General features: G+C 65.8%; 20 protein-coding genes. 13 read left to right on the forward strand and 7 right to left on the reverse strand.

Features of this window, described 5'->3' with window-relative positions:
- Positions 1-91: 91 nt before the first annotated feature.
- Positions 92-958, forward strand: coding sequence for a CHAD domain-containing protein (locus tag H2052_RS02110; protein WP_293777431.1), 867 nt, complete (start codon positions 92-94; stop codon positions 956-958).
- A complete protein-coding gene (locus tag H2052_RS02115; RefSeq protein ID WP_293777433.1) occupies positions 958-1,431 on the forward strand; it encodes a CYTH domain-containing protein in 474 nt (157 codons plus the stop codon). Before H2052_RS02110 ends, H2052_RS02115 begins: the two co-directional genes overlap by 1 nt.
- On the opposite strand, the gene H2052_RS02120 is transcribed toward H2052_RS02115, so the two are convergent.
- The gene (locus tag H2052_RS02120) at positions 1,425-1,637 is read right to left on the reverse strand and encodes a hypothetical protein (protein ID WP_293777435.1); all 213 of its coding nucleotides are present in this window, start codon (positions 1,635-1,637) and stop codon (positions 1,425-1,427) included. The two genes, H2052_RS02115 and H2052_RS02120, sit on opposite strands and share 7 nt — an antisense overlap.
- Before the next feature lie 194 nt (positions 1,638-1,831).
- Between H2052_RS02120 and rpsB the strand changes: the two genes are divergently transcribed.
- The 11 genes from rpsB (at position 1,832) to fabZ (ending at position 12,474) form a co-directional block, all read left to right on the forward strand.
- A complete protein-coding gene (gene rpsB, locus H2052_RS02125) occupies positions 1,832-2,581 on the forward strand; it encodes a 30S ribosomal protein S2 (protein ID WP_121048966.1) in 750 nt (249 codons plus the stop codon).
- 103 nt (positions 2,582-2,684) lie between these two features.
- A complete protein-coding gene (gene tsf / locus H2052_RS02130) occupies positions 2,685-3,611 on the forward strand; it encodes a translation elongation factor Ts (protein ID WP_293777446.1) in 927 nt (308 codons plus the stop codon).
- Between the two features lie 91 nt (positions 3,612-3,702).
- Entirely contained in the window at positions 3,703-4,422 is a 720-nt protein-coding gene (gene pyrH / locus H2052_RS02135) for a UMP kinase (protein WP_293777449.1), read from the forward strand.
- A 17-nt stretch (positions 4,423-4,439) separates the two neighbouring features.
- Positions 4,440-4,994 carry a ribosome recycling factor gene (frr, locus tag H2052_RS02140; protein WP_293777452.1) on the forward strand — a complete coding sequence of 185 codons (555 nt, stop codon included), beginning with the start codon at positions 4,440-4,442 and terminating at the stop codon, positions 4,992-4,994.
- Between the two features lie 77 nt (positions 4,995-5,071).
- The gene (locus H2052_RS02145; protein ID WP_293777939.1) at positions 5,072-5,740 is read left to right on the forward strand and encodes an isoprenyl transferase; all 669 of its coding nucleotides are present in this window, start codon (positions 5,072-5,074) and stop codon (positions 5,738-5,740) included.
- Positions 5,727-6,518 (forward strand): phosphatidate cytidylyltransferase, encoded by a 792-nt coding sequence (locus H2052_RS02150; protein ID WP_293777455.1) that lies wholly within the window; start codon positions 5,727-5,729, stop codon positions 6,516-6,518. The genes H2052_RS02145 and H2052_RS02150 overlap by 14 nt, the downstream gene beginning before the upstream one ends.
- Positions 6,515-7,678 (forward strand): 1-deoxy-D-xylulose-5-phosphate reductoisomerase, encoded by a 1,164-nt coding sequence (gene dxr, locus H2052_RS02155; protein WP_293777457.1) that lies wholly within the window; start codon positions 6,515-6,517, stop codon positions 7,676-7,678. Before H2052_RS02150 ends, dxr begins: the two co-directional genes overlap by 4 nt.
- 5 nt (positions 7,679-7,683) lie before the next feature.
- Positions 7,684-8,814 carry an RIP metalloprotease RseP gene (gene rseP / locus H2052_RS02160; protein WP_293777942.1) on the forward strand — a complete coding sequence of 377 codons (1,131 nt, stop codon included), beginning with the start codon at positions 7,684-7,686 and terminating at the stop codon, positions 8,812-8,814.
- 55 nt (positions 8,815-8,869) lie between these two features.
- Positions 8,870-11,422 carry an outer membrane protein assembly factor BamA gene (gene bamA / locus H2052_RS02165; RefSeq protein WP_293777460.1) on the forward strand — a complete coding sequence of 851 codons (2,553 nt, stop codon included), beginning with the start codon at positions 8,870-8,872 and terminating at the stop codon, positions 11,420-11,422.
- Positions 11,422-11,991: an OmpH family outer membrane protein gene (locus tag H2052_RS02170; protein ID WP_293777462.1), complete on the forward strand. Its 570-nt coding sequence runs from the start codon at positions 11,422-11,424 to the stop codon at positions 11,989-11,991. The genes bamA and H2052_RS02170 overlap by 1 nt, the downstream gene beginning before the upstream one ends.
- 12 nt (positions 11,992-12,003) lie before the next feature.
- Positions 12,004-12,474: a 3-hydroxyacyl-ACP dehydratase FabZ gene (fabZ, locus tag H2052_RS02175; protein WP_293777464.1), complete on the forward strand. Its 471-nt coding sequence runs from the start codon at positions 12,004-12,006 to the stop codon at positions 12,472-12,474.
- Here the strand turns inward: fabZ and H2052_RS02180 are convergent.
- From H2052_RS02180 to H2052_RS02205, 6 genes are read right to left on the reverse strand one after another with little or no spacing between them, the layout of a single operon-like run.
- Positions 12,466-12,966, reverse strand: a complete 501-nt coding sequence (locus H2052_RS02180; RefSeq protein ID WP_293777466.1) for a molybdenum cofactor guanylyltransferase — start codon at positions 12,964-12,966, stop codon at positions 12,466-12,468. The two genes, fabZ and H2052_RS02180, sit on opposite strands and share 9 nt — an antisense overlap.
- Positions 12,966-13,478: a RidA family protein gene (locus H2052_RS02185; protein ID WP_293777469.1), complete on the reverse strand. Its 513-nt coding sequence runs from the start codon at positions 13,476-13,478 to the stop codon at positions 12,966-12,968. Before H2052_RS02185 ends, H2052_RS02180 begins: the two co-directional genes overlap by 1 nt.
- Positions 13,479-13,494: 16 nt before the next feature.
- Positions 13,495-14,658 carry an isovaleryl-CoA dehydrogenase gene (locus H2052_RS02190; RefSeq protein WP_293777471.1) on the reverse strand — a complete coding sequence of 388 codons (1,164 nt, stop codon included), beginning with the start codon at positions 14,656-14,658 and terminating at the stop codon, positions 13,495-13,497.
- The gene (locus H2052_RS02195) at positions 14,655-16,643 is read right to left on the reverse strand and encodes an acetyl/propionyl/methylcrotonyl-CoA carboxylase subunit alpha (RefSeq protein WP_293777473.1); all 1,989 of its coding nucleotides are present in this window, start codon (positions 16,641-16,643) and stop codon (positions 14,655-14,657) included. The genes H2052_RS02190 and H2052_RS02195 overlap by 4 nt, the downstream gene beginning before the upstream one ends.
- Complete coding sequence (locus H2052_RS02200) at positions 16,636-17,448, reverse strand: enoyl-CoA hydratase-related protein (RefSeq protein WP_293777475.1); 813 nt, start codon at positions 17,446-17,448, stop codon at positions 16,636-16,638. Before H2052_RS02200 ends, H2052_RS02195 begins: the two co-directional genes overlap by 8 nt.
- Before the next feature lie 7 nt (positions 17,449-17,455).
- On the reverse strand, positions 17,456-18,982 hold the full coding sequence (locus H2052_RS02205) for a carboxyl transferase domain-containing protein (protein WP_293777945.1): 1,527 nt from the start codon (positions 18,980-18,982) through the stop codon (positions 17,456-17,458).
- Between the last annotated feature and the right edge of the window lie 134 nt (positions 18,983-19,116).

A 19,116-nucleotide genomic window follows, 5' to 3' on the forward strand; every position in this document is an offset into this window, starting at 1 on the left:
CGGAACGCATTGAGTTTGCGTCCGCCGTTTTTTTTTGTGCGCCAAGCGCCTATAGCAGCGTGCTGAAACAAGGGCGGAGCGACATCGACCTATGGCCTATCGTTTCGCGCCGGGCGACGCTGGCATCGAAGCCGCGCTGCGCCGGATCGCGGCCGAGCAGCTTGACGGCGCGCTTGCGGCGCTGGCGAGTGCGGACGCTGATCTTGAACGCAGCGTCCACGGCGTCCGCACGGCAACCAAGCGGATACGCGCGCTGCTGCGGCTGCTGCGCGCGGTCTTTCCCGGCTATTCCGAAGCCAACGCGGCGCTACGCACGCTCGCAGCAAGGCTTGCCGACGTGCGCGAGGCGCAGGTGCTGCTCGCGACGTTCGACAGCGTTGCGGGCGAAAGCGGCGGCAAGACGCTCGCCGCCTTTCGCACCTCGCTGGAGGCGGATGAGCAAACGGCGGCTCTGCGCGTGCGCGGCGCTGTGCTTGAGGATGCGCGCGCACGGCTCCTCGCGCTGCGGGCGGCGTCCGGTGACTGGCGGCTCGAACGCGACGGTTTCGGCGCGCTTCGCAAGGGTTTGCGGCGGACCTGCCGCAAGGCGACGGCACTGATGGCCGAGGCGGCGGGCGGCGATATCGAAGCCTTCCACGAGTGGCGCAAGCACATCAAGGACCACGGCTTTCAGGTGCGCCTGCTCCACGACATCGATTCAGGCCTCGCCGCGCGTGGCGAGATGCTGGGCCGGCTCGGCGATCTTCTTGGCGAACAGCACGATCTCTGCGCGCTCGAGGCGCGGCTCCACGACCGCAAGGAGAAGGCGCTCAGGCGTCTCGAAAAGGCGGCCATCGAACGACGGCAGTCGCTCGAAAAAGAGGCGCTGAAGCTCGGCGCCGTCCTGTTCGAAGAACCCTGCAAGGCCCGCCTCCGCCGCTGGGAGCGCGCGTGGGACGACTGGCGCGACGCCGGCTGATGGGGACGGAGATCGAACGCAAGTTCCTGGTGACGGGAGACGGCTGGCGCGCGAACGTCGTGCGCAGCCGGGCGATGGCGCAGGCCTATATCGCGCGCGGCGAGCACGCTTCAGTGCGCGTTCGGGTCATCGATGATGCGGGCGGCAGGCTCACCATCAAGGGCCGGGTCTCCGGCCTTTCGCGTGACGAGTTCGAATATGATGTGCCGCTCGAAGATGCGCGCGCGCTGATCGCGCTGCGCAGCGGGCGGCTGCTCGCCAAACGGCGATATGACGTCATCGAGGATGGGAGGCTGTGGGAAGTCGATGTTTTCGAAGGCGAGTTTTCAGGCCTCGTGATCGCGGAATGCGAACTGGAGAACGAGGATGAGGCCGTGATCCGCCCGGCGTGGCTGGGCCGCGAAGTGACCGCCGACCCGCGCTACTACAACGCGGCCCTCGCCGTGCATGGACCTCCGCCTCCGGGTCAGTAAATGGTGAACACCGGTTTGCTGCGGCGTGCGGACGATGCTTTCGGCGCTTCGAGGGGACAGGCGCGTGTTCCGGTGTTGATCTGAATCGTTGGTGCGCCGCCGCTGAACAGTACGAACACACTGTTTCGGTCGGCCCGCCCCGTCTCGGGAGCCGTCGACCCCGCCGCCGTGGCGGCCATGCCGAGAATGAACGCGGACTTGAGCATGTCGTCCTCCCAAGACGATCTTTGCGCCTGATACGCAATACGCCGCTTTCGTCCCCCGGACAATCCGGCGCCCCCTTGCATTTGCCGCCGCGCGGCGCTAAAGGCCGCCGCATTCCACAGATGCGGGAACATATCCGGTGGGCAGCCTGCTGCCTTCCTCCTGCATCGAGGTCAAACCGGAAGGAGAAACGATTATGGCGGCACCCGTCGTCACGATGGCGCAGCTTTTGGAAGCTGGCGCCCACTTTGGTCACCAGACGCACCGTTGGAACCCGAAGATGAAGCCTTACATCTTCGGTGACCGCAATGGCGTGCACATCATCGATCTGTCGCAGTCCGTCCCGCAGTTCGCGCGTGCGCTCGAATTCGTCCGCGCCACGGTTGCGGCCGGCGGCAAGGTACTGTTCGTCGGCACCAAGCGCCAGGCGCAGGAGCCGATCGCGGAGGCCGCGCGCCGTTCGCGTCAGCACTTCGTGAACCACCGCTGGCTGGGCGGTATGCTCACCAACTGGAAGACGATCTCGCAGTCGATCCGCAAGTTCAAGCAGCTCGAAGAGCAGCTTGCCGGCGACACGCACGGCCTCACCAAGAAGGAAGTGCTGAAGATGACGCGCGAGCGCGACAAGTTCGAAGCCTCGCTTGGCGGTATCCGCGACATGGGCGGCCTGCCCGACGTCATGTTCGTAATCGACACGAACAAGGAAGATCTCGCCGTGAAGGAAGCCAACGTGCTTGGCATCCCCGTGATCGCGATCCTCGACACGAACAGCGATCCGAGCGGAATCGCGTTCCCGATCCCGGGCAACGACGACGCCTCGCGCGCCATCCGCCTTTACTGCGACGCGATTGCGGATGCGGTTCTCGGCGGCAACCAGAACCGTCAGCGCGATCTGGGCGCGGACCTCGGCGCAGCGGCCGAGCCGCAGGCCGAAGTCGCCGCCTGACGCCCCACACGCCGCTTTTCGAGCGGTGTGTCACAAAACGGAAGGGGCGGCGCCGTAACGGGCAGCCGCCCCGCCTCATTCAAAGACAGAAGGGATTAAGCACATGGCCGAGATCACGGCACAGCTTGTGAAGGACCTGCGCGAGCGCACCGGCGCCGGCATGATGGACAGCAAGAAGGCGCTCACCGAAACCGGCGGCGACTTCGAAGCTGCGGTCGACTGGCTGCGCGCCAAGGGCCTCGCTACTGCCGCCAAGAAGGCCGGCCGCACGGCCGCCGAAGGCCTCGTCGGTGTCGCCACCAGCGGCACGAAGGGCACGGCGGTCGAGGTGAACTCGGAAACCGACTTCGTCGCGAAGAACGAGATTTTCCAGGGCTTCGTCCGCGAAGTGACCGACCTCGCGCTGGCCAGCGGCACGACGGACGTCGCCGCGCTCGGCGCGCAGACCACCGCCGCCGGCAAGCCGGTTTCGGAAGCGCTGACCGACAACATCGCGAAGATCGGCGAAAACCAGTCGCTGCGCCGCATTGCGCAGGTTTCGGTCTCGTCGGGCGTCGTGTCGTCTTACGTGCACAACGCCGCCGCGCCGGGTCTCGGCAAGATCGGCGTGCTCGTCGCGATCGAATCGACGGGCGATGCCGCCCAGCTCGAGGCGCTCGGTAAGCAGCTCGCCATGCACATCGCCGCCGCAAACCCGCTGGCGCTCGACGAGACGGGCGTTGACCCGGCGGTTGTCGATCGTGAGCGTTCGATCGCCCGCGAGAAGGCCGCGCAGTCGGGCAAGCCTGCCGACATCGTCGAGAAGATGGTGGAAGGCGGCGTCCGCAAGTTCCTCGGCGAATCGACGCTGCTCGGCCAGATCTTCGTGATCGATGGCAAGAGCAAGGTCTCGGACGTGGTCGCCAAGGCTGCGAAAGACCTCGGCACGCCGGTGAAGATCGCCGAGTTCGTGCGCTTCCAGCTCGGCGAGGGCATCGAGAAGGAAGAGACCGATTTCGCGGCGGAAGTCGCCGCCGCCGTCGGCCGTTAAAATTTCAGCCGGACGCGGGGTGGCGGCGCTTGTCCGCCCCCCGCCGGCCAACTAAGGTGCGCCCCGCGTATCGGGAGGCGCGACAAAACGTATGTCATCGAAGCCGTTCAAGCGCATTCTTCTGAAACTGTCGGGCGAGGCGCTTATGGGCGACCAGACGTTCGGCATCGATACCGTCACCGTCAACCGCGTTGCCGATGAAGTCCGCATCGCCAAGGAAGCCGGATTCGAGCTTTGCCTCGTTGTTGGCGGCGGCAACATCTTCCGCGGCCTCGCGGCGGCCGAGCAGGGCTTCGACCGTGCGAGCGCCGACTACATGGGGATGCTCGCGACCGTGATGAACGCGCTCGCCGTGCAGAACAGCCTCGAACGCATGGGCGTCGATACGCGCGTCCAGTCCGCGATCCCGATGTCCAGCGTCTGCGAGCCCTACATCCGCCGCCGCGCCGTGCGGCACATGGAAAAGGGCCGGATCGTCATTTTCGCGGCGGGCACCGGCAATCCCTATTTCACCACCGATACCGCCGCTGCGCTGCGTGCGGCGGAAATGCAGTGCGACGCACTGTTCAAGGGCACCAGCGTCGACGGCGTCTACAACGCCGATCCGAAGAAGGACAAAAGCGCGACGCGCTATGAGTCGCTCAGCTACGACAAGGTGCTCGCCGACAATCTCAAGGTGATGGACGCGTCCGCCGTCGCGATCTGCCGTGAGAACGCCATTCCGATCGTCGTCTTCAATATCCGGGAACACGGCAACCTTGCGCGGGTTCTTGCGGGCGAAGGCGTCTCCACGATCGTGCGCAACCAATAGATCCGAAGGGACTGAGCATGAGCTATAACAAGGCTGATATCGAACGCCGCATGGCAGGCGCACTCGACGCGCTGAAGCACGATCTCGGCGGCCTGCGCACGGGCCGCGCCTCCACGTCGCTGCTCGACCCCGTGAACGTCGAGGTTTACGGCGCGCACATGCCGCTCAATCAGGTCGCGACGGTGACGGCGCCCGAGGCGCGAATGCTCGCCGTGCAGGTGTGGGACCGCAGCAACGTGCAGCCGGTCGAAAAGGCGATCCGCGCCGCCGGCCTCGGCCTCAACCCCATTGTCGACGGCCAGACGCTGCGCCTGCCGATCCCCGACCTCACCGAGGAACGCCGCAAAGAACTCGCCAAGCTCGCCTCCCAGTACGGCGAGAAGGCGAAGATCGCTGTCCGCAACGTCCGCCGCGACGGCATGGACGCGCTGAAGGCCTCTGAAAAGAAGGGCGAGATCGGCAAGGACGAGGAAAAGCGCCTCGAAACCGAAGTCCAGAAGCTGACCGACAAGGCGATCGCCGATGTGGACAGCATCTGCGCCGCCAAGGAAAAGGAAATCCTCGGCCAGTGACATCGCCCGCCGTTCCGCCAGCCGCGCTTGCGGGCAGTGGACAGGAGTCCGTGGGGCCGCGCCATGTCGGCATCATCATGGACGGCAACGGCCGCTGGGCAAAGGCGCGCCGCCTGCCGCGCATCGCCGGGCACAAGTCCGGCGTCGAAGCGGTGCGCAAGGTTGTCGAGGCGGCGCCCGATCTCGGCGTCGAGGTGCTTACGCTCTACGCCTTCTCCTCGGAAAACTGGAAGCGGCCGGAGGACGAGGTCGGCTATCTGATGGGTCTGCTCAAGCAGTATCTGCTGAGCGAGATCGCGGAGCTGGACCGGAACGGCGTGCGGCTCAGCTTCATCGGTGATTACAGCCGCCTGTCACCGGATATTCTTGCGCTGCTTGAAGGTGCGAAGACGCGAACAGCGGGCAATCGCAAGCTACGCCTCGTCATTGCGCTCAACTACGGTTCGCAGGATGAGATCACGCGCGCCGTGCGCAGCATCGCCCGCGACGTCGCCGCCGGACGCATGGCACCGGATGACGTGACGCCCGCGGACATCACGGCCCGGCTCGATACTGCCGAGCTCCCGCAGCTAGACCTCGTGATCCGCACCTCGGGCGAGCAGCGCCTCTCGAACTTCCTGATGTGGCAGGCGGCATACGCGGAACTGGTGTTCACCGAGCAATACTGGCCGGATTTCGACGGCGAGTCGCTGCGCCGCGCCGTCGAGGCGTTCGGTGCGCGCGAACGGCGCTATGGCGGGCTCTGAGCCTGCCGTGAAGCCGGGGTCGCGCTACGGCGATCTCTTGCCGCGCATCCTTGTCGGTATCGCACTCATCGCGCTTGCGCTCGGCGCCGTGTGGCTTGGCGGCGTCGCTTTCGCGCTGCTCGTCGCCGTCGTCGTGCTGCTCATCTACGGCGAATGGTGCGCGATGCACCGCGCCGGCCGCACAGTTCGGCTGGCCGGCATGTTCGCGCTTGCCGGGGCGGTGCTGTTCACGCACCTCGGCTACCTCGCTTATGCGCTGCTGCTCGTCGGCGTGACGGCGGCGAGCCTGTTCTTCCTTGCCCGCATTGCGGCATGGGGTGTGCTTTATGCGGCATTTCCGGGTATCGCGCTCGTCTGGCTGCGCGCGGAGCCGCTCGGCGCACAGCTTGTGATCTGGACGCTGGCGATCGTCTGGGCGACCGACATCGCCGCCTATTTTTCGGGCCGCACCATCGGTGGACCCAAGATCGCCCCGCGCATCAGTCCTTCGAAAACGTGGGCTGGGCTTGGCGGCGGCATGGTCGCCGCGGCGCTCACCGCGTGGCTGCTTTCCCGCCAGTTCGGCCTCGCGCTCGAACCCCTGTTCGCGGCAGCGCTCGGCGCGGTGCTTGCCGTCGCGGCGCAGGTCGGGGACTTTTTCGAAAGTCACCTGAAACGCCGCGCGGGCGTGAAGGATTCCGGCAGCATCCTCCCCGGGCACGGCGGCATGATGGACAGGCTGGACGGCGTCGTGCCGGTGAGCGTGCTCGTGGCCTTCGCCATTGGCCTCACGCGATGACGGCGCGCACGATCAGCATTTTCGGCGCCACCGGTTCGGTCGGCCGTTCGACGATCGACCTCGTGGCGCGGGAACCGGAGCGCTGGTCGGTCGACGTGCTCACCGCGAACCGCGATGTCCGTGGCCTTGCTGCCGAAGCGCGCCGCCTCGGCGCCCGCATGGCGGTCGTCGCAGACGACGATGCCTACGCCGACCTCAAGGATGCGCTCGCAGGCTCGGAGATCGAAGCGGCCGCAGGTGCGCGGGCGCTCAGCGATGCCGCCGACGTGCCCAGCGACATCGTCATGGCGGCGATTGTCGGCGCCGCGGGGCTCCCTCCGACGCTGCGTGCCGTCGAGCGGGGCGCGTGCGTGGCGTTCGCCAACAAGGAGACGCTCGTTTGTGCCGGCGAACTGGTGAATGCGCGCGCAAAGCTGAGCGGCGCGCGTCTGCTGCCCGTCGATTCCGAGCATAACGCCATCCACCAGGTCTTCGACTTCGAAAACCCTGAACGCGTCGCACGCATCATCCTTACGGCGAGCGGGGGACCGTTCCGTACGCGCAGCCTTTCCGAGATGGCCGCCATGACGCCGACGCAGGCCGTCGCGCATCCCGTGTGGTCGATGGGCGCCAAGATTTCGGTCGATTCCGCCACGCTGATGAACAAGGGATTGGAGCTCATCGAAGCGTATCACCTGTTCCCGGTGGAGGAGAGGCAGCTGGACGTCATCGTGCACCCACAGTCGGTGGTTCACAGCTTTGTCGAGTATGTCGATGGCTCGATGCTCGCGCAGCTCGGGTCGCCCGATATGCGGATTCCCATTGCCTATGCGCTCTCGTGGCCGGACCGGATGGCGACGCCGTGCGCACGGCTCGATCTCGCGCAGGTCGCGCGGCTCGATTTCGAGGCGCCTGATCCTGCCCGTTTCCCGGCGCTCCGCCTTGCGCGCGAGGCGCTTGTCAGCGGCGGTTCATGTCCCACAGTGTTAAACGCCGCCAATGAAGTGGCGGTCGCGGCATTTCTGGAGGGTCGAATCGGCTTCCTCGATATTGCCGCGATTGTGGAGCAAACGATGGAAGCTGTCGGCGGTCACGCCGTCGAATCGCTCGATGACGTGCTGGCCTGCGACAGCGAGGCGCGGCGTGTCGGCGAGACGCACATAAGAGGTCGCGCACACTGATGGAAATCCTGCCGTCCCCGGGGATCCTGTTCACGATCCTGATGTTCGTGGCGATGATCAGCCCGCTCGTGTTCATCCACGAGATGGGCCACTACCTCGCGGGGCGCATGTTCAACACGGCGGTGGACAGCTTCTCGATCGGCTTCGGCCGCGAGATCTTCGGCTGGACGAACCGGCGTGGAGAGCGCTGGAAGGTCGGCTGGCTGCCGCTCGGCGGCTATGTGAAGTTCACCGGCGACGCCAACGCCGCGAGTATGCCGCAGGAGGCGGCGCGCGTCGATCCGGCCGAAAAGCCGTTCCTGTTCGCCTTCAAGCCGCTCTGGCAGCGCGCGATCATCGTCTCGGCGGGGCCGTTCGTGAACTTCGCGGCGGCGATCCTGATCTTCGCGACCTTCATCGCCATCTACGGCCAGAGCTACACCTCGCCGGTGGTTTCGAACATCGTGACGGAATCTGCGGCGGACCGCGCGGGCCTTGCCCCCGGCGACCGCATCCTGAAGGTGGACGGCAAGGCGATCGAGCGTTTCGAGGACATCATCGGGGTGGTGATGATCAATCCCGGCACGCCCGTTTCGGTCGATTTTGAGCGCGCCGGCGCCGTGCGCAACATCGTGCTGACCCCCGACCTGATCGAAGAGAAGGACCGCTTCGGCAAGACCTTCAAGATCCCCCGCATCGGCCTCATCGGTCAGGAGCGCGGCGTTATCGAGCGCGGGCCGGTGGAAGCGCTCTGGTACGGCACCGAAGCCGTGTTCGACACCACAGGCATGATGGTGGAGGGCCTCGTCCAGATCATCACCGGTCGCCGCTCCATGAAGGAGCTTGGCGGGCCGCTCAAGATCGCCGAGGTTTCAGGGCAGGCGGGCACAATGGGCATCGAGGCCTTCGTGAACCTGATGGCCCTCGTCTCGATCAACCTCGGCTTCATCAACCTGCTTCCCATCCCGATGCTGGACGGGGGGCACCTTGCGATTTACGCGGCGGAGGCCGTGCGCCGGAAGCCGATTCCGCCGCAGGTGCAGGAGTGGGCATTCATGACCGGCTTTGCACTTCTTATCTCCTTCATGCTGATCGTGACCTGGAACGACCTTGCATCTTTTGGCGTGTTCAAGCATGTCGCCGGGCTAATCGGCTGAGATGCGGCCTAAAGATTTGAACGAGAGTGGGGAACCTGTGGGCCAACAGACGCTGATGCCGGCCGCCATGCATCGTAACTGGGTCTCCGCGCTGCTCCTCGGCAGTGCGCTCGGCCTCTCGCAGCCCGCGCTGGCGCAGGACGCGCAGCCTGCGGAAGCCGCGCCTTCGGCGCCTGCGGCTGTCGCCGAGCAGTCCGGCACGGTGCGTTCGATCACGATCCGCGGCGCGGAACGCCTGGAGCCGGAAACGGTGCGTTCGTACGTGGGTCTGTCGGCGGGCGACAGCTACGACCGCAACCGACTCGACCGCGCGCTGAAGGACCTCTACGCGACCGAGCTCTTCGCCGACGTGACGATCCGCGACCGGCAAGGCGAGCTGATCGTCGATGTGCGCGAGAACCCCGTCGTCAACCGCATCGTGCTTGAAGGCAACAAGCGCGTGAAGGACGAGAAGTTCAAGGACGAGATCAAGCTCGCGCCGCGCCAGATCTTCACGCGCTCCAAGGCGCGCGCGGACGTCGCCCGCATCCTTGAGCTCTACCGGCGCCAGGGCCGCTTCGCCGCCGCCGTCGAGCCGAAGATCGTCCAGCTCGACCAGAACCGCGTCGACGTGGTGTTCGAGATCGACGAGGGGCCGAAGTCCAAGGTTCGCCGCATCAACATCGTCGGCAACACCAAGTTCTCGGACGGCGACCTGCGCGGCGAAATGGCCACCAAGGAAGCCAAGTGGTACAAGTTCTTCACCTCGAACGACACGTACGACCCTGATCGTTCGGCCTATGACCAGCAGAAGCTGCGCCAATATTACCTGACGCAGGGCTATGCGGACTTCCGCGTGGTTTCGTCGGTCGCCGAGCTGACGCCGGACCGCAAGGACTTCATCATCACCTACGTGGTGGAGGAAGGCGAGCGCTACAAGTTCGGCGAGGTCGACCTTGAAAGCCAGATCCGCGACATCAAGGAAGAGAACTTCAAGCGCATGCTTCCGATGAAGCAGGGCGACTGGTACAACGCCAAGGAGATCGAGGACACGGTGACGAGCCTGTCGGAATCGGTCGGCCTCCTCGGCTACGCGTTTGCCGACATCAACCCCCGCTTCAACCGCGACAAGGAAAAGCGCGAGATGGGGGTGACGTTCGTCATCAACGAAACGCCGCGCGTCTATGTCGAGCGTGTCGAGATCAACGGCAACACGATCACCAAGGACCACGTGATCCGCCGCGAGTTCCGTCTTGCGGAAGGCGATGCCTTCAACAGCTTCCGCGTGAAGCGCTCGCGCGACCGCATCCAGAGCCTCGGCTATTTCCAGGAAAACCTGGAAATCCAGCAAAAGCAGGGCTCGGGGCCGGACAAGGTGATCCTCGAAGCCAACCTCGAGGAGCAGGCGACCGGCGAACTTCAGGTTTCGGCGGGCTATTCGAGCCTCGAGAACTTCCTCGTCAACCTGTCGATCCGGCAGCGCAACTTCCGCGGCATGGGCCAGGAGCTGCGCGCCTCGGTCAACTGGTCCAAATATTCGCAGTCGGCGGAAATCGGCTTCACCGAACCGTACCTGTTCGGTCGCAACCTCGCACTCGGCGGCGACATCTTCCGGCGCGATTACAACAGCTTCCGCTTCCTCGGAAACGGCGACCGCGACACCACCTACGAGCAGTCGACGACCGGCTTCCAGATCCGCACGGGCTTCCCGATCACCGAGTTCTGGTCGGCGTCGTTCCGCTACGGTCTGAGCTACGACGACGTGTCGCTCGATGAGAGAACATTCTATACGAACGGCGTCTGCGATCCCCTGCGCGCGGGTCGCTTCCTCTGCGATGCGGTCGGCAAGCGTACAACCTCGTCGCTCGGCTACTCGATCGCCTACGACACGCGCAACAATGCGATCCGGCCGAGCGCGGGCCACCGCTTCATGATCAGCCAGGACATCGCGGGCGTCGGCGGCAGCGTGCAATACGTGCGCTCGCGCCTCAACGCCGACAAATACTGGCGCCTGTTCGGCAGCGGTTTCATCCTGAACCTCGGGCTCGAAGCCGGCTACATATTCGGCTGGGGCGGCGACAACATCCGCCTCACGGACCGCTTCTTCCTGGGCGAACCGCGTATGCGCGGCTTCGACATCCGCGGCATCGGCCCGCGTGTGATCCGTCAAGCCTACACGAACCCCACGAACTCGAGCAATCCGCTGGATTATGTTCTCGGCGCTGAGAGTAACCAGAGGCAGGATGACTCGATCGGCGGTGAAACCTATTATCAGGTACGCGCCGAGGTCCAGATCCCGCTCAGCGCAGGGGCGGCGGAGATGGGCCTGCGTCCGTCGGTGTTTGTCGATGTCGGCGCGCTGTGGAACACGGATTTCAATCCGGCTACGGACCTGCAGGATATCCGGCAAATTCAGACCGGCGTCGATGCCAACGGTGATCCGACGTATCAACTCGGCTTCAAGGAATTCTACCTGGGCGACACTTGGAAGCCGCGTGTCGCTGTTGGCTTCGGCGTCAACTGGAACTCTCCATTCGGCCCGTTCCGTATTGACGTTGCCAAGGCACTCGTCAAACAGGATGGCGATGACACCAAATTGTTCCAATTCAACGTAGGGACCCAATTCTGATGAAAATGCTTACCCGCGCCCTTATCGCCGGCGCTCTCGCGTTCACGGCGCTTCCGACCGTTGCTCTGGCACAGGCCGCGCCGCCGATCGTCGTTGTCGACATGGGCCGCATCGCCGCTGAATCGGCCGCTTCGAAGAGCGCCGAACCGCAACTGAAGGCGAAGTTCGAAAGCGTCCAGGCGCGCGCCAAGACGCTCGGCGACCAGTTCCGCGGCGAGTACGAGAGCCTGCAGAAGGCGCAGCCGTCGATGGCGAAGGAAGCGTTCCAGGCGAAAGCCAAAGAGCTTCAGCAGCGCCAGGTGACCGCCGAGAACGAAGTGCGCGGAAAGGAGCAGGATTATGCCCGCTCCGTGCAGTACGTGCGCCAGCAGATCCTCGAAGCGGTGAACCCGATCATCACGGCCGTGATGCGCGAAAAGGGCGCCAGCCTTGCGCTCGACCGCGACGTGACGCTCGCTACGGCGCAGTCGCTCGATGTCACGAACGAGGTGATGACGCGCCTCAACGCCGCGCTGCCGCGCGTCAACGTGAACCCGCCGGCCGCTCCGGCCGCCGCGCCCAAGAAGTAAGCGGCGCGCATCTTGTCAGGGGGCGAAAGCTTCGACGCGATCGAGGTGGGAGCAGTGATGGCACTGCTCCCGCACCGCTATCCCATGCTGCTCGTCGACCGCGTGGTCGATTTCGTGCCGAACGAGCGCGCGCGGGGCATCAAGGCGGTCACGATCAACGAACCGTTCTTCCAGGGCCACTTCCCGCAGCGCCCGATCATGCCCGGCGTGCTGATCGTCGAGGCGCTCGCGCAGACCGCGGGCGTGCTGGCGATGAAGTCGCTCGGTGACGAGGCGCTCGGCAAGCTCGTCTATTTCATGGCAATCGAAAACGCCAAGTTCCGTCAGCCGGTCGAGCCGGGCTGCCTGCTGAACCTTGATGTCGAGTTTGTGCAGCGCCGTTCAAGGGTCTGCAAGTTCAACGGCGTCGCCAGCATCGTCGGCGGCAAGGTCGCGGCGGAATGCAGCTTCACCGCAATGATCGCGGACCCGCCCTCAGCGTAGATCATCTGGCCGATTGATGTTCCGGATCGGCTCCGGCCATTCCAGCATCCTAGCGCCCACGGTTTCGCACCAAGCCCACATGGCGCGCGGCGATCCGCTTTCGAGATAGTTTGCGAGCGGTTTGGCGAGTGCGCTCGGCCAGAACCCGACCACCGGTAGGTCAGCGACCACGGTGGGCTGCGCTTTGAGCAGCGTTTCGACCAGCGCTTCGGGCAGTTCCGGCACATCGCACGCCGTCGTCAGCACGGCATCGAAACTATGTTCGGCGCCATAAGCAAGCGCACCGCACAGCCCGCCGAGCGGCCCGAGGCCGGGGGCAGGGCGATCCGGCACGCCGCCCTCGCGCCCAACGATGACCACGGTTTCACAGAAAGGCGCGATGCTGGCGGTGGCATGGTCGATCAGGCGCTTGCCATCCAGCAGCGCCTCGGCCTTGTCGCTGCCGAAGCGGCGACTTTCACCGCCTGCGAGCACGGCGCCCAGAATGCGCATCAGCGCGCGATTTCGATGGTCGCCTCGATCTCGACCGCATAGCCCGCCGGGAGCGAGGCGACGCCGACGGCCGAGCGCGCGGCGAGCCCCGCGTCGCCGAACGCTGTCTTCATCAGCTCCGAAAAGCCGTTGATGACTTGCGGCTGCTGCGTGAAGTCGGGCGCGCTGTTGACCATGCCGAGGATGCGCACGAAGCGCTTCACGCGCGAAAGGTCGCCGCCGAGCGCGTCCTTGATCGTCGCGAGCATACAGAGGCCGACGCGCTGCGCCTCGGCCTTGCCTTCATCGAGCGTCACGTCTGCGCCCACCTTGCCGCGCTTGCCGCCACCGATGCAGTCGATATGGCCCGAGAGGAACAGCAGGTTCCCGGTCTCGACCGACGTGACATAGGTCGCCGCGGGTTTCGGCGCGGGCGGCAGGCTATGCCCCGCCGCCGCAAGCCGTCCTTCGGGCGTCTCGGCCAGCGCCGGTGCCGCGATCATCATCAGGAGAAACGGCAGCAGTCGGCGCATCGGCGGTCCTTTCAGGTCAGGCGGTTTCCTCGAACAGCTCGCGGCCGATGAGGTAACGGCGGATTTCGCTCGTGCCCGCGCCGATCTCATAGAGCTTGGCGTCGCGCAGCAGGCGTCCGGTCGGATATTCGTTGATGTAGCCGTTGCCGCCAAGCGCCTGAAGCGCTTCGAGCGCCATCCATGTCGCCTTCTCCGCGGAATAGAGGATGCAGCCCGCCGCGTCCTTGCGCGTCGTCTCGCCCCGGTCGCACGCCTGCGCGACCGCATAAACGTAGGACCGCGCCGTGGAGAACGTCACGTACATGTCGGCGATCTTGCCCTGCATCAGCTGGAAAGTGCCGATCGGCTGGCCGAACTGCTTGCGCTCGTGAACATAAGGCACGGTCACGTCCATGCACGCCGCCATGATGCCGAGCGGGCCGCCCGAGAGCACGACGCGTTCGTAATCGAGGCCGGACATGAGGACGTTCACGCCCTTGCCCTCCTGCCCAAGCACATTCTCGTAGGGCACTTCGCAGTCCTCGAACACCAGTTCGCACGTGTCCGAGCCGCGCATCCCGAGCTTGTCGAGCTTCTGCGCGGTCGAGAAGCCCTTGAAGCCCCGCTCGATGAGGAAGGCGGTGATGCCGCGCGGGCCTGCGTCCATGTCGGTCTTGGCGTAGACGATCAGCGTATCCGCCTCCGGTCCGTTGGTGATCCACATCTTATTGCCGTTCAGGACATAGCAGTCGTTCCTGCGCTCAGCCTTCAGGCGCATCGACACGACGTCGGAACCCGATCCCGGCTCGGACATGGCAAGGCTGCCGACATGTTCGCCCGAGATCAGCTTCGGCAGGTACTTCGCCTTCTGCTCAGCCGTGCCCCAGCGCTTCAGCTGGTTGATGCAGAGGTTGGAATGGGCGCCGTAGCTGAGACCCACGGAGGCCGACGCGCGGCTGATCTCTTCCATCGCCACCACGTGCGCGAGGTAGCCGAGCCCGGCGCCGCCGTCTTCTTCCGACACGGTGATGCCGTGGAGGCCGAGCGCGCCGAGTTCGGGCCACAGGTCGCGCGGGAACTTGTTCTCGGCGTCGATAGCAGCGGCGCGCGGTGCGATCTTGTCCTGCGCGAACGCACGTACGCTCTCGCGCAGCATGTCGATGGTTTCGCCGTGGGCGAAGTTCATAAGGGACAGGCTCATTGGTCCTCGCTTTCGATTTCAACCAGCAGCGTGCCTTCGGCGACCTGATCGCCCTCCGCCACGCCCACCTTCGCGACCGTGCCCGAAACCGGCGCGGTCATGCGGTTTTCCATTTTCATCGCTTCCAGCACGAGCAGGCGCGCGCCGGCCTCCACCTTGTCGCCGGGCTTCACGAACACGGCGAGCACTCGGCCCGGCATCGGCGCGGTGATGCGTCCGCTGCCGCCTTCGGCCGCTTCGGCATCCGGCGCCGAGGTTCCGATGACGAATACACGGCCGCCGATACGCAGTTCGAAGCTGCCGTCGCGCTCCACGATGGTGGCGCGCACCAGTTCGCCGCCGAGGTCGGCTTCCACGCTCTGCGGTCCTGTCCAGAACAGTGCGCCGGTGACGGGTTCATCGAGGCCGTCGATGCGGTACGCCGCGCCTTCGGGTGTCAGGCTCAGCGCGCGCTTCTCGCCGCCCTCGGGGAACAGGTCGACGTGGCGGCGGCTCGGCAGGTTCATGCGCCAGGCACCCGCGCGCTCGAACATCGTCTGCGCGCTTGGCGGGTTATAGCCGCCGACGCGCGTGAGCGCTGCGAGTGCGAGCACACGGTCCGGGATATCGGTGGGCGGTTTCAGGCTTTCAGCGTGGCGGGCGATGAAGCCCGTGTCCACGTCGCCGTCGCGGAACGCGGCGTGATCGACGAGCCGCGCGAGGAATGCGCGGTTCGTCCGCACGCCTTCCACGATCGTGGCGTCGAGCGCGCCCACCAGCCGGTCGATGGCGCTCTGCCGGTCGGCGCCGTGCGCGATCACCTTGGCGATCATCGGGTCGTAGTGGATGCTGATCTCGCCGCCCTCGACAACGCCGCTGTCGATGCGCACGCCGGGGCGGCCTTCGGGGAACACGAGCTGCCGCAGGCGTCCGGTGGATGGCAGGAATCCGCTCTCGGGATCTTCGGCATAGAGCCGTGCCTCGACCGCGTGGCCTTCGATGCGCAGCTGATCCTGCGTCATCGGCAGTTTCTCGCCGCGTGCGACGCGGATCTGCCACTCGACCAGATCGGTGCCGGTGATGAACTCGGTCACCGGGTGCTCGACCTGCAGCCGGGTATTCATCTCCATGAAGTAGAACTTCGGGTCGCCGGTGGTGTCGACATCGTCGCAGTCGAGAATGAACTCGATCGTGCCTGCGCCTTCGTAACCGATCGCCGTCGCCGCCTTCACGGCGGCGGCGCCGAGCGCCTTCCTGAGCGATGCCGACAGGCCGGGTGCGGGGGCTTCCTCGATCACCTTCTGGTGCCGCCGCTGCAGCGAACAGTCGCGCTCGAACAGGTGAACCGCGTTCCCGTGCCGGTCCGCGAACACCTGTACCTCGACATGGCGGGGACGCAGGATCAGCTTCTCGATCATAACGCCGTCGTTGCCGAACGACTTCTCGCCTTCGCGCTTTGCCGCAACGAGCGCGTCGGCGAATTCGGACGGATCATCGACCCGCCGCATCCCCTTGCCGCCGCCGCCTGCAACCGCCTTGATGAGGAGTGGATAGCCGACCGCCTTCGACGCCGCTTCGAGTCGTGCGAGGCTCTGGTCGTCGCCCTGATAGCCGGGGGTGACGGGCACGCCCGCGGTCTTCATCAGCTTCTTGGCGGTGTCTTTCAGGCCCATCGCATCGATGGCCTTCACCGGCGGGCCGACGAAGGTCAGCCCAGCATCGCGCACCGCGAGCGCGAACTTGGCGTTCTCCGATAGAAAGCCATAGCCCGGATGCACGGCATCTGCATTCGTGCGCGCGGCGGCATCGAGCAGCCGGTCGACGAGCAGGTACGATTCCGAAGCCGGTGCCGGGCCGATCAGCACGGCTTGCCCCGCCTCGTGCACGTGCGGCGCGTCCGCATCGGCTTCCGAATAGACGGCGACGGTTTCAATGCCCATCCGGTGCGCGGTGCGGATGATGCGGCGGGCGATTTCGCCCCGGTTGGCGATCAGCAGCTTACGCATCGGTCTTCATCCAATATGGCCGGCGTTTCTCAAGAAAGGCGGTGAGGCCCTCGGCGGCTTCCTCCGTCGCGCGCCGCGCCGCGATGCGGCGTGCACTGTCGGTGCGAAGCTCGGGCGTGATCTCGCGCCCCGCGAAATCGGTGACGAGCGCCTTGGCGTCGATCACCGCCCCCGGCGCAGCTTCAAGAATGGCATCCACCCAAGCGTCGACCTGCGCGTCGGCGGCGTGAAGATCCGCGACGCCGACATGCACCAGCCCCATCTCGCGCGCTTCGGGAAGGCCGAACAGTTCGGCGGTGGTGAACCAGCGCTTCGCCTGACGCGCCCCGATGGCGGCGATCACGAAGGGGGAAATCGTAGCGGGCGTGAGGCCGAGGCGCACTTCGGAAAGCCGGAACTTCACGCCGTCGATGCCGACAACCATGTCTGCGCAGGCAACGAGCCCGACGCCGCCGCCGAAAATATTGCCCTTGGCGATGGCGATCACCGGCACCGGGCAGGCGGCGATGCTGGCGAGCATGTCCGAAAGCCGCTGCCCGTCGGCGACGTTCTCAACCTCGCTCCACCCTCCAGCGGCGCGCATATATTCAAGGTCCGCGCCCGCCGAGAAGCTCTTGCCTTCGCCCGAAAGCACGACGGCACGCACGCCATCCATCTTGCCGATGGCATCGAACGTGTCCTTCAGCGCGCCGATCAACTCGGCGTTGAAGGCGTTGTGGCGCTCGGGGCGGTTGAGCGTGACGCGCGCGACGTTGTGCTCGTCGAGCGTGAAGTGGAGTGTGTCGGAGGCGGTGGTGTCGTTCATCGCCGCCTCACATCCGGAACGTGCCGAAGCGGGTCTCGGGCACCGGCGCGTTCAGCGATGCGGCGAGGCCGAGCGCCACCACCGTGCGCGTGTCCGCGGGATCGATGATGCCGTCGTCCCACAGGCGCGCGCTGGCGTAATAGGGATGACCCTGTTTCTCGTACTGGTCGCGGATCGGCGCCTTGAACGCCTCTTCCTCGGCCTTGGTCTTGAAGCCGCCGCGCTTCACGGTAGCGAGCACCGATGCCGCCTGCTCGCCGCCCATCACCGAGATGCGCGCGTTCGGCCACATCCACAGGAAGCGGGGCGAATAGGCGCGGCCGCACATGCCGTAGTTGCCCGCGCCGAAGCTGCCGCCGATCACCACGGTGAACTTCGGTACCGCGGCGCAGGCAACCGCCGTCACCATCTTGGCGCCGTGCCGCGCGATGCCTTCGTTCTCGTAGCGCCGGCCGACCATGAAGCCGGAGATGTTCTGCAGGAACAGCAGCGGCACCTTGCGCTGGCAGCATAGCTCGATGAAGTGCGCGCCCTTCTGCGCGCTTTCCGAAAACAGGATGCCGTTGTTGGCGACGATGCCGACGGGATAGCCTTCGATATGCGCGAAGCCGGTGACGAGTGTTTCGCCGTACAGGGCCTTGAACTCGTCGAGCGCGCTGTCGTCGACGACGCGCGCGATGATCTCGCGCACGTCCACCGGATGCCGCGTATCGGCGGGGACCAGGCCGTAGATCTGCGAAGGATCGTGGCGCGGCGGCTTTGGCGCCCGCACGGCGATTTCTGGCGCGCGCGGCGCGGGCAGGGTGGCGACGATGTTCCGCGCGATCGACAGCGCGTGCGCGTCGTCGTTGGCCAGATGGTCGACCACGCCGGAGATGCGCGCATGCACATCGCCGCCGCCAAGGTCCTCCGCCGTCACTTCCTCGCCGGTCGCGGCCTTCACCAGCGGCGGGCCGCCAAGGAAGATCGTGCCCTGATTGCGCACGATGATGCTCTCGTCGGACATGGCGGGCACATAGGCGCCGCCCGCCGTGCAGCTTCCCATCACCACCGCGATCTGCGCGATGCCTTCGGCGGACATCGTCGCCTGATTGAAAAAGATGCGCCCGAAGTGGTCGCGGTCGGGGAAAACCTCGTCCTGGTTGGGGAGGTTCGCGCCGCCGGAATCGACGAGGTACACGCAGGGCAGCCGGTTCTGCCGCGCGACTTCCTGCGCGCGCAGGTGCTTCTTCACGGTCAGCGGGTAATACGTGCCGCCCTTCACCGTGGCATCGTTGCACACGATCACGCAGGTGCGTCCCGCGATCTGGCCGACGCCTGCGATCACGCCCGCAGCGGGAATATCGTCCTCGTAGACATCATAGCCCGCAAACAGCGAGAGTTCGAGAAAGGCGGTGCCTGGGTCGAGCAGGCGCTCCACGCGCTCGCGGGGCAGCAGCTTGCCGCGCGCAGTGTGGCGCTCACGCGAGTCCGCATTCCCGCCGAGCGCGATCTGCGCCGAGCGCTCGCGCAGGTCCGCGACGAGCGCCTGCATCGCCTCTGCGTTGGCTTTGAATTCCGGGTCGATAGTATTCGCCTGCGTGCCGACTACGGCCATCGGTCGATCATCCCCTCAGCTTCGTTCAGGGTGGGAATAGCACGCGAGGAAGATTCGGTCTTAATTGAATG

The sequence above is a fragment of the Sphingosinicella sp. genome (assembly GCF_013911755.1).
GTDB lineage: Bacteria > Pseudomonadota > Alphaproteobacteria > Sphingomonadales > Sphingomonadaceae > Sphingosinicella.

Coding starts and splice junctions, on each gene's coding strand:
- H2052_RS02110 (WP_293777431.1), top strand. CDS start 92: ATGGCCTATCGTTTCGCGCCGGGCGACGCTGGCATCGAAGCCGCGCTG.
- H2052_RS02115 (WP_293777433.1), top strand. CDS start 958: ATGGGGACGGAGATCGAACGCAAGTTCCTGGTGACGGGAGACGGCTGG.
- H2052_RS02120 (WP_293777435.1), bottom strand. CDS start 1,637: ATGCTCAAGTCCGCGTTCATTCTCGGCATGGCCGCCACGGCGGCGGGG.
- rpsB (WP_121048966.1), top strand. CDS start 1,832: ATGGCGGCACCCGTCGTCACGATGGCGCAGCTTTTGGAAGCTGGCGCC.
- tsf (WP_293777446.1), top strand. CDS start 2,685: ATGGCCGAGATCACGGCACAGCTTGTGAAGGACCTGCGCGAGCGCACC.
- pyrH (WP_293777449.1), top strand. CDS start 3,703: ATGTCATCGAAGCCGTTCAAGCGCATTCTTCTGAAACTGTCGGGCGAG.
- frr (WP_293777452.1), top strand. CDS start 4,440: ATGAGCTATAACAAGGCTGATATCGAACGCCGCATGGCAGGCGCACTC.
- H2052_RS02145 (WP_293777939.1), top strand. CDS start 5,072: ATGGACGGCAACGGCCGCTGGGCAAAGGCGCGCCGCCTGCCGCGCATC.
- H2052_RS02150 (WP_293777455.1), top strand. CDS start 5,727: ATGGCGGGCTCTGAGCCTGCCGTGAAGCCGGGGTCGCGCTACGGCGAT.
- dxr (WP_293777457.1), top strand. CDS start 6,515: ATGACGGCGCGCACGATCAGCATTTTCGGCGCCACCGGTTCGGTCGGC.
- bamA (WP_293777460.1), top strand. CDS start 8,870: ATGCCGGCCGCCATGCATCGTAACTGGGTCTCCGCGCTGCTCCTCGGC.
- H2052_RS02170 (WP_293777462.1), top strand. CDS start 11,422: ATGAAAATGCTTACCCGCGCCCTTATCGCCGGCGCTCTCGCGTTCACG.
- H2052_RS02180 (WP_293777466.1), bottom strand. CDS start 12,966: ATGCGCATTCTGGGCGCCGTGCTCGCAGGCGGTGAAAGTCGCCGCTTC.
- H2052_RS02185 (WP_293777469.1), bottom strand. CDS start 13,478: ATGCGCCGACTGCTGCCGTTTCTCCTGATGATGATCGCGGCACCGGCG.
- H2052_RS02190 (WP_293777471.1), bottom strand. CDS start 14,658: ATGAGCCTGTCCCTTATGAACTTCGCCCACGGCGAAACCATCGACATG.
- H2052_RS02195 (WP_293777473.1), bottom strand. CDS start 16,643: ATGCGTAAGCTGCTGATCGCCAACCGGGGCGAAATCGCCCGCCGCATC.
- H2052_RS02200 (WP_293777475.1), bottom strand. CDS start 17,448: ATGAACGACACCACCGCCTCCGACACACTCCACTTCACGCTCGACGAG.
- H2052_RS02205 (WP_293777945.1), bottom strand. CDS start 18,982: ATGCAGGCGCTCGTCGCGGACCTGCGCGAGCGCTCGGCGCAGATCGCG.